The organism is Dysgonomonas termitidis (genome assembly GCF_054657735.1).
In genome coordinates, this window is record NZ_BAAHYD010000002.1 from 148,235 (window position 1) to 160,849 (window position 12,615).

Here is a 12,615-nt window from a genome sequence, read left to right on the forward strand (position 1 = left end):
ATAGATAAAATTTCTGATGAAAATAACACCTGTACCACTCTTTATTTTACAATCTGCTTAATTCATAATCAATTGATAAGAATAAGTGAGAAGTTTTTGAATTTCAATTGTTAAAGAATTATCTTTGTTTTTCCAACAGAGAATGAACCTTATAAACCCAGAACCATCAAAAATTAATTGCATGCAAAAACGAACAATCTATCACCTTTTATTTGTGATAAGTCTGCTGTTTATCAGCACGAAAGTTTCCCCGCAGGAAATCAATCCTGATATTTTATACAAATTGGTAAGTCCTTCGGGTCTGGTTATCGATAACCGTGATGCCCCTGACAATTCGGCAAATATGTATCTGGCAAAAGATGCCAGGAACAATCGTGGACAGGTATGGAAAATAGTTAAACTGTCCAGCGGTTATTATACTATTACCAATCCGTTTATCAATAAGAGCATTGATAACGATAATGAGCCGGCAGGCAACGGAAACCCTGTTATCCAATGGGATGCCAATCCGACCAACAGAAACCAGCAATGGAAATTTACGGTTACCGGAACCGGAGCATACAGTATCTCGCACAGGAGCAGCGGAATGACAATAGCTTATAACGGGGATGATGCTGTAGGTGCACGTGTATTTCAGATGCCTGCATCGTCTCAGGTGTGGCGATTAGTACCAACCAACATAAAAGCGCCGAAAGAAGTGAAACAGAAACCAAGTATATACGATTGGGAAAATGAGACCATTTTCGCCATCAATAAAGAGCCCGGACATGTCACTTATTATACTTTCCCTTCCTTAGAGAGCCTCAAAGCGGATAAGACTTTTGACAAACCTTGGGAAGAGCCGGCTTCTTCTTTATATAAGTCTTTGAACGGTAACTGGAAGTTCCATTGGGTAAAAAAGCCTTCGGAGCGTCCTTCCGATTTCTATAAGATGAGCTATGATGTTTCTTCATGGAAAGAGATACCTGTCCCTTCCAACTGGGAAATGCACGGTTACGGGACGCCTATTTATACTAATATAACATATCCTTTCAGAAATAATCCACCTTTTATACAACCGCAGAAAGGATATACGAACGAGATAGAAGTAAATCCTGTTGGATCGTATCGCCGCGATTTCTCAATCCCTGCCGATTGGGACGGAAAGGAGATATTCCTCCATTTCGATGGAGTATATAGCGGGCTTTATGTATGGATAAATGGGAAAAAGGTGGGTTATAGCCAGGGCGCGAACAACGTGGCCGAGTTTAATATCACAAGCTATGTAAAAACCGGAGACAATACAATTGCTGCGGAAGTATATCGCTGGACGGACGGTAGCTATATCGAAGACCAGGACATGTTCCGCCTGAGTGGTATCCACCGGAGTGTATTCCTGTTCGCTACTCCTAAAGTGCATGTGCGTGACTACTTCCTCCAGTCTGAGTTTAAGGGGGATGACTACAGTAGCGCCGCGTTTAAAGTCAATGCATCTGTAAAGAACTATGATAAAAAAGCATCTCAGCCTGCAACCATGAATATATCATTGCTGGATATGGCGGGTAAAGAGGTGGCCAACCTTTCTCAACCGGTAGAGGCTCTGAAGGGCGGGCAGGAACAGGTTTATGATCTGCAGGCTACAATAAGCAAACCTGCTCTATGGTCGGCAGAAAAGCCGAACCTTTATACGGCTGTTGTCACCCTGAAAGATAATAACGGGAATGTAGTGGAAGCGATGTCGTCCAAATTCGGCTTCCGCAAGGTAGAGATAAAGAACAAGCGTGTATATGTAAATAATGAGCAGGTGTTCTTCAAAGGAGCAAACCGTCACGACATTCATCCTCAGTTCGGTAAGGCCGTTCCTGTAGAATCTATGATACAGGATATCCTGCTGATGAAGCAGCACAACCTGAATACAATCCGCACAAGCCATTACCCGAACGACCCGCGTATGTATGCCCTGCATGATTATTACGGGTTGTATGTGATGGATGAGGCCGATTGTGAAAATCATGGTAATCATTCGATCAGCGGTATGCCAAGTTGGGCTCCTGCATATAAGGACAGAATGGACCGGATGGTGAAACGCGACAGGAATCACCCGTCTGTAATCTTCTGGTCGTTAGGTAATGAAGGAGGAAGTGGCGATAACTTCGATGAAATGTATAAAGTGGCTAAGGCTCTCGACCCTTCACGTCCGGTACACTATGAAGGAAAGAATGAACTGGCAGACATCGATTCGCACATGTATCCGGATATGGCCCGGATGGCAGCTTTTGACCAGCAAGATTCCGACAAGCCGTATTTCCTTTGCGAGTATGCCCACTCTATGGGGAATGCTCCGGGCAATCTCGCCGAATACTGGGATTATATCGAGAATCAGTCGCAGCGTATGATTGGCGGATGTGTATGGGACTGGGTAGACCAGGGGCTGAATATGTACGGAAAGCCTGCCAACCAGTACTATCTGGGTGGAGACTTCGGGGATAAACCGAATGACTTCGACTTTGTAAACAACGGGCTCACTACCCCTGACCGCCGGGTTACTGCCAAGCTGTTGGAGGTAAAGAAGGTTTACCAGTACATTAAGTTCAAAGCCCTCTCGTTGGGTGCAGGAAAGGTAGAGATTGAGAACAAGTACGACTTTACCGACCTGAACGGGTTTGATATCGCATGGGAAGTTATCAAAGACGGAGTAAAAGTGGAGTCGGGCAAAATGGCCCCTGTCGACTTGGCTCCTAACCAAAAGACAGTGATAACAATCCCTTACAGCAAGAACCTGGATGCAGGCAGTGAATATTTCCTCAATCTGTCTTTCTCTTTGGGAAAGGATGCAAGCTGGGCGAAAGCCGGACATACAGTTGCGGCTGAACAATTTGCCCTGAACAGAAGGCTCCCGTTGGCGGCAGTGAATACTTCGGTGATGCCGGATATCGCTGCTAATGCGCAGGGAGACAACCTTACTATCGATGGCACAGGTTTCAAGGCTGTATTCAACATTCAGACCGGAATTATGACCTCATTGCAGTATAGCGGCAAAGAGATGATATTCAATAACAACGGCTTTAACCTGAACTGGTATCGCAGTGTGAACAACGACAAATATGCCGACCAGAAATACTATCCGGCAACAAACGATAAGCCGATATTTACTTATCAAACGGCTACTGACGGTAAGTCGGTTACGGTAATATCGAGCACTACGGCCACCATCAACAGCGAGAAACCGGTTCGTGTACCGTATCTGGTGAAATATGTAATCTACGCCGATGGTACAATAGATGTGGACGCCAGTTTCACTTCTCCGCAAGACGGACGGATCATACACCGTCTGGGACTACAGGTTGTACTGCCTGAAGATATGGAAAATGTCCGCTACTATGGCCGTGGCCCACATGAGAATTACTGGGACAGAAAACACTCTGCATCCTTCGGTCAGTATGCTACTACTGTAAAAGGCATGGAGGAAGAGCATTATGTCCGTGCCCAGAGTATGGGTAACCGTGATGATGTAAGATGGGTCAGCATTACAAACCAAAGTGGCCAGGGATTGAAGATATCATCCAAAGACAGACTGGGATTCACGGCTTTGCATTTTACCGATCAGGCTTTATGGGAAGCTATACATGACTTCAAGCTGGATGAGATCCGTAAACCGGAGACTTATCTCAGTCTGGATTGCATCCAACAGGGACTTGGTAATGCAAGCTGCGGGCCTCTGCCTCTGCCTGAATATATGATCCCTGCTAATCAGAATCTAAGCTATTCGTTCAGGATACAACCTGCAAAATAAATAGTTAAAGCTTTAAGAAATCCGTCTGTATTCTGAAAATACAGACGGATTTCTGCTTTTATTTGTTCCATTTCGGGGTTTCAATTCCAAGCAGGTGCTTTACAAAGAAGTCACGACGCTTACGTTCTCCATAGTTTTCTCCCAGTGTATGCCTAACTCCCGGCAGCATCACAAATTCAAATTCTTTATTCTGCTTTATCAGTTCATCTACCACCTGTAATGTGCTCGACGGATCTACATTATTATCCAGTTCGCCGAGTATCAACATCAGATTGCCTTGCAGCAATTTGGCATTCACCACATTCGAACATTCTTCGTACTCTTTGCCTACAGGATAGCCCATCCATTGTTCGTTCCACCATATTTTATCCATCCTGTTGTCATGGCAACCGCAGGCAGCTACGCCCACTTTATAAAATTCGGGATGGAACAGCAATGCACCCATTGCATTCTGTCCTCCTGCCGAAGCTCCGTAAATGCCGACACGCTCTATATCCATTTCGGGATATTTGGCTGCCACGGCTTTCATCCATGCGATGCGGTCGGGGAAACCTGCATCTTTCAGGTTTTTCCAGCACACATCGTGGAATGCTTTCGAACGGTTGGCTGTGCCCATACCGTCTATCATCACCGTTATAAAGCCCAGTTCGGACAGTTCGCTGCACCGTTGGCTGATGGCAAACGATTTTGGTACATGCGAATCGTGCGGCCCTGCATAGATATATTCGATGACGGGATATTTTTTTGTCGGGTCGAAGTCTGACGGGCGCACAATTACTCCCCAGATGTCTGTTTGCCCATCCCGACCTTTTGCCGAGAATACTTCCGGCATACGCCATCCTGCTTCTACAGCTTTTGATATATCTGGTTGTTGCTGAGGTTTCAGTATAACCTTTCCGTCTGTGGCAGACCGTACGACAAGGGTAGGAGGCAGATCGACGCGCGAATAACTGTCGACAAAGTAAGTATAATCGGAGGAGAAAGTAACGTTATGGTTGGCATTCTCCGGTGTAAGCGGCTGTATCCTGCCATTGTCTATGTTTAATGAATAATACTTTTCCAGATATGGGTCTTCTCCTTTATCCATGCCACATGCTTTGAATATCAGCGTCCGTTTCTTTTCATCCACATTGACAACGGATTTTACAACCCACTCGCCTTTTGTCAATTGTTTCTTCACCATTCCTGTAAATACATCATAGAGATAGATATGCCGCCAGCCGTCACGTTCGGATATCCATAGCAGTTCTTTCCCGTTTTCGAACCAATGTTGGTACAGTGCATTGTAATAAACGAAGGTCTTGCTTTTTTCATCTACAACGGGGCGCACTTTACCTGTCGAGATATCTCCTGCATAAATAACATACTGTTGATGTCCCCGCTTATTGAAATTGAATGTAAAGTAGCGACTCTCTTTATCCCATTTTATATTATCCAGACTGAATTGCGCTTCCACGTCAGGGACTTTATATTCAATGGCTTTTCCTTCATCTATAAGGAATGCTACAGGTCGCCTGATCGGAAGTGCATCACCGGGCTTCGGGTAATCATACTCTTCTGTTCTTGGCTGTAGCTGGTCTTTTGGAGAAGAAGAAATGAGTAATAATTTGCGTGTTTCGGCAGGACGGTACTTGCAGCAGGCAATCTTTTTCGAATCGGGCGACCAGTAGATATTGGACGAATAGTATTCAGAAACAGAGCCGTCAATACTTATCTTCTTATTTTCTTTTGTAGCCAAATCAGTCACCCAGAGATTGCCTTCCGAAATGTAAGCTTCTTTCTTTCCGTCAGGTGATTTAACCTTATCTTTCCTGTCTTCCTTAAAGATACCACCCCAATAATAATCATTACGGGGAGTTTGATCTTTATCTTTGATAAGTGTATAATCGGCCAGCAAACAGATATATCTCGTATCATCTACAGAGAAATAGATAGAATCCATATTCTTACTGTATTGTAATGTCCTGAACGGTAGCTTATACGGGTCTGTTTCCTTGTTGATGACCTTGGCCAGCGATGCAGCCAGCTTTTGCTGATCGAAGGCCGGACTTACCTCTTTTTTATCTGCATTTATCAGGAAAAATTCATTTCCTTTTGGTGTCCGGGTCAGATACCAGAAGCTATGTGATTCGTTTACAGGCTTAATATCTGACAAGCCGTAATAATATTTGTCAGTATATTTATCTCTGAACCTGTCAGCTTGTTTGTACAGGCTGTCGATAGTTTGCCCGTAGGCAAAAGAAGAAATAAGTAAAGTAAAAATAAGTAATTTTTTCATTGTATATTTATTTACATATATTAACGATATATAGTTAAAAAGTAACAAAAGTAACAGGAATATCGGTGAACAGTTAACAGTCATCAGTTAACAGTGCTGTGTCTTGTCATGCTGAGCAGAGCGAAGCATCCCGTTTATTAAAAACTCTGTGTTACTCTTTTTTTGCTCCGCCGACCGTTGGTTCTCCGTGGTAAAAAAGTGACAAAGGTAACACCTTTTGCATTCTGTGTAGAGCAACTCTACGATTTCAAAACTTGACAAACCTGACACTTTTTCCAAGTTTTTTTTACTGCCACTTTTTTTATACTTGTAGGGGCAGACCTGTGTGTCTGTCCGGTATTACGATTAACAGGTACCCACAAGGGGCACCCCTGCGAATTCCAAAAAGTAACAAACGTAATACATTTTTCCACTTTTTAAATTATTAAACATTGAATCTTTAAATCCTTCCCATTTCTTCAAAGAGCTATAAGCTAAAGGCTAATAGCTTTACCATATAGATAAACTTTTATCAAAAAACAGAAGGATATGCATACTAAAACTTTACAAATCATTTCTGCATATCCTCTATCCTAATCTACATGTGCTATTTCACTTCGAATTCATAAACACCTGCCGATTCTTGTACCGGCAACTGGAATAGCAGGCGTACGCTCTGGCTTGTTACAGGTTCGAAATCCATTGTATTCAATGCATTCTTTTCCGGTTTGGCCGGCGTTTTGGCTCTCACATCTACCCATTCTCCCTTATCGTTTTTGTATTGTACTCCCCACGACAGAGGAATGCGGCAACCGCCCCAAGGCCCGTCGTCGTACCAGAATACCGAGGCAGTAGAAAATGTTTCAGGTTTGTCGAAATCGTAAACAATCCATTCCTGTGAATTATTTTTCGGCCACAAGGTGAAGAACGGTACATGCCTGTCGTTAGAGTCCTTCGGCCAGTAACCGTCGTTAACGCTGCTCATTGATTTGTTAGGAGAAGAAGCGGATACTTTCGCATTCGTACAGAAAGTCGGAGGAGGCAATGGGCGTGTCGATTCCACAGTACGCGGTATCCATACAGCCATTTCTCCCGAACCACGGTTCGACCATGCGTAATACGGAATGGCGGTCAGGCGCTTGTCTTCTATAATTACATTATTGTCTTTATCCCGCGATGCGCTTTTGGCATTTGCTTCCAGTTGCATGATGCCGCTTAGTTTGTCGGATAGGAAAACTTCTGTAAATACGACATTATCTTCGAGCACGGCATTCAGTACACGGTCTTTGTTGTCGACCCATTCGAGGCAATATACGACAGGGCCGCGCTCGATAGCTACTTTTCCCCTGTCGTCTTCTACTTTTTCGTTTGCGATATCTTTATGAACGTCCATAGGGAACGATAAATCTATCTTATCTCCCTTTTTCCATTTTTGAGAAAGGGTTACGTAACCGTTACTTCCTATTGTGTAATCTACATCTTTTCCGTTCACTTTTATCTTAACAGCTTCCTTTTTCGGATTCAGGTAAGTGTAAAGGTCGCTTGGTACAGGTTTATTCAATGCCCATCCCGGTATTCTTACCAGTACATCGAATTTTTCTGATTTTGCAGGATCTACATTGATAGTTACATTACCATCCCACGGATAGCCGGTCTTTTGTGACAGGTTGATTTTATTCTTACCCAATTCTATTTCACCTTCGCTTTCTACAAACAAGCTCACATATATCTTATCATCCTTCTTTGCATATACATATCCCGGTATCGAGGGCATAAAGCGGCATACATTGCTCGGACAGCATGCACAGCCGAACCATTCGCTGCGTCCGTGCTGTCCCACCGATTCCAGCGGATTAGGATAGAAGAAGTGGTTGCCGTCGAGGTTGATACCCGAAATCAATCCATTGTATAAAGTACGTTCCAGCACATCATAATATTTCGAATCGCCGTGAAGCAGGAACAATCTGTGATTCCAGTACACATTGGCGATAGCGGCGCAGGTTTCGCAGTAGGCCGACATATTCGGCAGTTCGTAATTCTTGCCGAAAGCCTCGCCGTGTCCTGTTGCTCCGATGCCCCCCGTGATATACAGTTTCTTGGTAACTACATTGTCCCAAATCTTGTCTATGGCATGCAGGTAAGCCTCATTTCCTGTCAAAGCAGCCACATCGGCCATTCCCGAATACATATAGGCAGCACGTACGGCATGCCCTACGGCTTCGTCCTGTTCGATGACAGGTTTGTGTGTCTGGCTGTATTCGCCGCTGTGTCCGTAGCCTTTGAGATCGAGGAAATATTTGGCGAGGTCGAGATATTCTTTTTTACCCGTTACACGGTACATCTTTGCCAGTCCCATTTCTACGATCTGGTGTCCGGGTTCGTAAGCCAGTTTACCCGGCCCGAAATCTTTTACCAGCAGGTCGGCATTTTTGATAGCCACATCGAGCAGGGAGCGTTTTCCTGTCGCCTGATAATGAGCGACTGCCGCTTCGTAAAGATGTCCACAGTTATAAAGCTCGTGGCTGAGGTCGGGGTCTTTTTCCCAACGTTTTTCACCTACCCACTCATGCAGTTTTCCCGGTTCTCCGGCAGTACGTGCTGTATATAGATATCCGTCGGGTTCCTGAGCCTTTTGGATGTAATAGATCAATGTATCCATGCGGGCTTCCAGTTCTTTATTCGGGAACATCTGGATAGAGTAGGCCGCGCCTTCGATAATCTTGTAGATATCCGTATCGTCGAAAGTCAGTTGAGTAGCAAAATAACCCGGCATCAGTTTGCCCGCTTTCTTGAAATTATCTACCCGTCCTGTATTGTAGCAATGACCGAGGGCAATCGGTATTGTTACATCCTGATTGATGCGGATGCGTGGCGCCCAGAACTTGTCCGAGAATTTGACCGAAGTAAAGGCTACCGGCTGGATAGGGTAGTCCTTGTTGTCTCCTTTCTGCTGATGGGCATGATGATGCCCCGGATTGTTGCATCCCCGGGCTGCCAGCCAGTAGCAGGTAAGTAAAAGGATAACTAAGCTTAATTTTTTCATAATTATATCTGTTTGTTGTTTTCATCCTGAGTTAACGGTGTATCGAAGAATTTGAGCGAATGCAGGTATCCGGTAGAACGTGGCCTCTGTTTGACTCGGTTTACATAGTCACCTATGTTTGACTTCCTGTCCGTACAATGAGCTTAAAAGTAGCGTAAATTATATGGAAAATATGCTTTTCTTCATATTTGTTACTGATTTGTTCTGTTATCAGAGCATAAATCCAATTCTATTTCGGGAAAATATTGCAATAACAGATTATACATATCAGGGTCATATTCTTTTAGTTTTACTCTGGTATTGATAGAGTTATGCACCCCGTTTGGTTCGGCGGAATATTTGTTACAGTCGAAAAATGATTGTACCGTTTCGGCAAAATATTCCTCTTTGTTGCTGATGGCATAGGTATCTTTCCATAAGCCCTTTCCGATGGCTTTCAGGCGCAGAGCCTCCAGTTCGTTGTCGAAATCCGGGTTTATACCCAGAATACCAATCATGTGGATAATGTGAGCAAACTCATGTACAAGGATACTTTCTCCTTTATACCTGTCCCCCGGAAGGCAAATTACATTCTCTTCGCCGCAACTGGCACTGAAATCGTGTTCAGGAGCTCCACCGAAACCACGGGCACGTTTGTTCCAATAAGCAGTATTTTCGGGTGTATCGCATATTCTCTTGTATTCGGGAATGTCGCATACTTCCTCCTTTTCACCTATAATCATCACCTTGCACCCTTTGGCTATCATTGCTTTCTTTACATCTTCCCGTTTGGATAAGATTTGTGAAATCACTTTGCTTGCCCTGATTAATGCGCTGTCATTGACATTGGCGGACGATACCACGGGAATCCCTTCAGCATCCGTATATTTCTTATAGAATGGGTCGAGACCTAAAGTATCGGGTACAGCAGTTACCGTCACTTCATGCAGAGAAAGCTGCCCCTTTTTGTCGGAGCAGCTATAAATTGAGATTATAAATAGTATAGAAAAGAATGAATATAGTAATCTTATTTTCATCATCGCTTATTATTCTATGGGTTAACCTTCCATTCTATAACCCCGCCGGAATATCCCTTCCGGCCGGCATCTACTACCTGAGGCCCGTTTTCATCCGAAGCTTTTTCAGGTTCCGGCCTTTGCAGTTGTACAACCATCTTCAGTTCCGTTGTGGTTACCGGTTCGAATGTTACTTTATTATATTTATCCAGTTCGGTTCCATATGGAGATGTGTTTTTCACTTCTTTCCACGAATTGCCGTCTTTGTATAATAGTTTCCATGATTCGGGCGCTTTGTAGATTACATCATAGTGTTCGAATGCCAGCCAGTAAACTTCAGTGCTTGATATTTTTTCCGGCTTTTTGAATTTGTAGCCGATAGACTCTTCTGTTCCGGCTTTTAGCCACCAGTAATGATACGGAGTGTTGATATCTGCCGAGGATTTCGGTTCGAACTGGTCATTATAGCCCCATCCCCCTATTTGCCATGCCTGTGATGCAAGAGTAGGTTCGGGCTTTGGAATAGCGTATTGAGAAGTTTCGGGTGTCCATACTATAAGTTGTCCCTGCCCGCGATTGTTCCATGTACTGTAAGGGATAGCCTTGAACGTAAACGGTTTTTCTACCGTGCTGCCACTTACAGAATCTTTTTCTACCGAATAGGCATTTCCTTCGAGTACTATAACACCGTTCAGCAGGCTTTTTTCGAAATGCGGTTCTATTTTCGAATCGCGTGGAATCACCACATCAAAGAGATAATCTTTCTTCTGGTCTATACTCTCCAATGCATAAACGATAGGCCCACGCTCCATGGATAAGAGTCCTTCGTCGTATTTCACATCTTTATGTGCCTGTACTCTTCTTACCGGCATATCCATATGTATTGAGATTTTATCTCCGGTCTTCCATTCACGTTCAATAACGGCATATCCTCCCCTGATTCTCTTTTTTGCATCGTGTCCGTTTACCAGTATCTTAACATCAGCATTTGCTCCGTCTACATAGTGGTATAAGTCGGAAGGTACGGGCTTGTTTTTTGCCCAGCCGGGGATTCGGACTAACATGGAGAATTTTTCGGGTGAGGAGGGGTTAACTTCTATTTCAACATGGCCTTCCCACGGATATTTGGTTTTTTGTACCAATTCCACTTCATTATTGTCCAGCATTACTTGAGAATTACCTTCAACAAACAGATTTACGAAGATATCTTTTTTATTCACGGCATATGCATATCCCGGGACAGAAGCCATGAAGCGGGTTACATTTCCCGGACAGCATGCACAGCCGAACCATGGTGCACGCTCAAATCCTCCATCCGACGCCAGCGGATTTCCATAGAAGAATTTGTCACCACTCAGGGAAACTCCTGCTATAAGCCCGTTGTAGAGCGCTCTTTCCAGTACATCTATATATTTGGATTCACCCGTAGCGAGAAACATGCGCTGATTCCAGTACACATTGGCAATGGATGCACATGTTTCACAGTAGTTATTGAAATTGTTCAGCTCGTAGTCCGGGCCGAAGCCTTCGCCCTGTGCACGGGAACCAATACCTCCGATGATATACAGTTTCTTGCTTGCCATATTGTTCCATACACGGTCTACGGCATCGAACAGCTTGTGGTCGTGCTGCATAGATGCTACGTCCGTAACACCCGAATAAAGATATCCGGCACGTACGGCATGTCCCACAATCTCGTTTTGTTCGAGTATCGGCATGTGATCCTGACTGTATGGGCTGAGCCTGTGTCCGTCCGTACCGCGTCCTGTTTCGTCGACAAAGTAACGTGCCATATCCAGATACTTTTTATTATTGGTTACATTGTATAACTTTACTAGTGCCATTTCTACAATCGGATGACCGGATGGTACATGTTTCTGTCCCTCATTTGGACCGAACACCTGACATACAAGGTCGGCATTCTTGATGGCCACATCAAGTAATGTCCTTTTTTGGGTTGCCTGATAATGGGCAACAGCTGCTTCGTAAAGGTGGCCGCTGTTGTATAATTCATGGCTGTTGATTTTCTCCCAGCGGGAGTTGCCCCACCAGCCCGAAAGACGCGTGCACTTGTTGGTAACGCAGGTTGTAAGATAGCCGTCGGGCTCCTGGGCCGCTGCAATCAGAGTGATTACACTATCGAGGTATGCGTCCAGCTTGGGATCGTATTTTACCGCAAGGGAATAGGATGCCCCTTCGATAATTTTATAAGGGTCGGTGTCGTCGAAGGAGAAATCTCCTTTGTGTTCACCTTTTATCAAACCTGCTGCCAGAGCAAAGTTGTCGAACCTCCCGTTGATTTCGCATTGGTGGAAGGCAGACGGAATGGATACTGTTCTGTTGATCTCCATCCGTGGCAGCCAGAACTCATCTGTAAAGTGGACATCCGTGAACGGAACTTCTTTGATCTCGCCCAGCTGTATATTTGCCGGTTCTTCTTTAATACCTTTGCAGCCTGAAAACAGAAGGGCTGACAGGAGCAAAAGGAGGGTCATTTTTTTCATTTCAGATATATTTGCATGATTAAATATTATACAAGGTTATATTT

The 12,615-nt window shown here is 44.3% G+C and carries 5 protein-coding genes; 1 reads left to right on the forward strand and 4 read right to left on the reverse strand.

The features are described 5' to 3' along the window. The first annotated feature begins 181 nt into the window (after positions 1-181). A complete protein-coding gene (locus ACYQ3L_RS05010) occupies positions 182-3,772 on the forward strand; it encodes a glycoside hydrolase family 2 TIM barrel-domain containing protein (protein ID WP_379994622.1) in 3,591 nt (1,196 codons plus the stop codon). Between the two features lie 58 nt (positions 3,773-3,830). On the opposite strand, the gene ACYQ3L_RS05015 is transcribed toward ACYQ3L_RS05010, so the two are convergent. From ACYQ3L_RS05015 to ACYQ3L_RS05030, 4 genes are all read right to left on the reverse strand, one after another. Continuing rightward, on the reverse strand, positions 3,831-6,050 hold the full coding sequence (locus ACYQ3L_RS05015) for a S9 family peptidase (RefSeq protein ID WP_379994621.1): 2,220 nt from the start codon (positions 6,048-6,050) through the stop codon (positions 3,831-3,833). Positions 6,051-6,636: 586 nt separating this feature from the next. Next, on the reverse strand, positions 6,637-9,072 hold the full coding sequence (locus ACYQ3L_RS05020; RefSeq protein WP_379994620.1) for a glycoside hydrolase family 127 protein: 2,436 nt from the start codon (positions 9,070-9,072) through the stop codon (positions 6,637-6,639). Between the two features lie 191 nt (positions 9,073-9,263). After that, the gene (locus ACYQ3L_RS05025; RefSeq protein ID WP_379994619.1) at positions 9,264-10,091 is read right to left on the reverse strand and encodes a M90 metallopeptidase family protein; all 828 of its coding nucleotides are present in this window, start codon (positions 10,089-10,091) and stop codon (positions 9,264-9,266) included. A gap of 11 nt (positions 10,092-10,102) precedes the next feature. Continuing rightward, entirely contained in the window at positions 10,103-12,571 is a 2,469-nt protein-coding gene (locus tag ACYQ3L_RS05030) for a glycoside hydrolase family 127 protein (RefSeq protein WP_379994618.1), read from the reverse strand. Between the last annotated feature and the right edge of the window lie 44 nt (positions 12,572-12,615).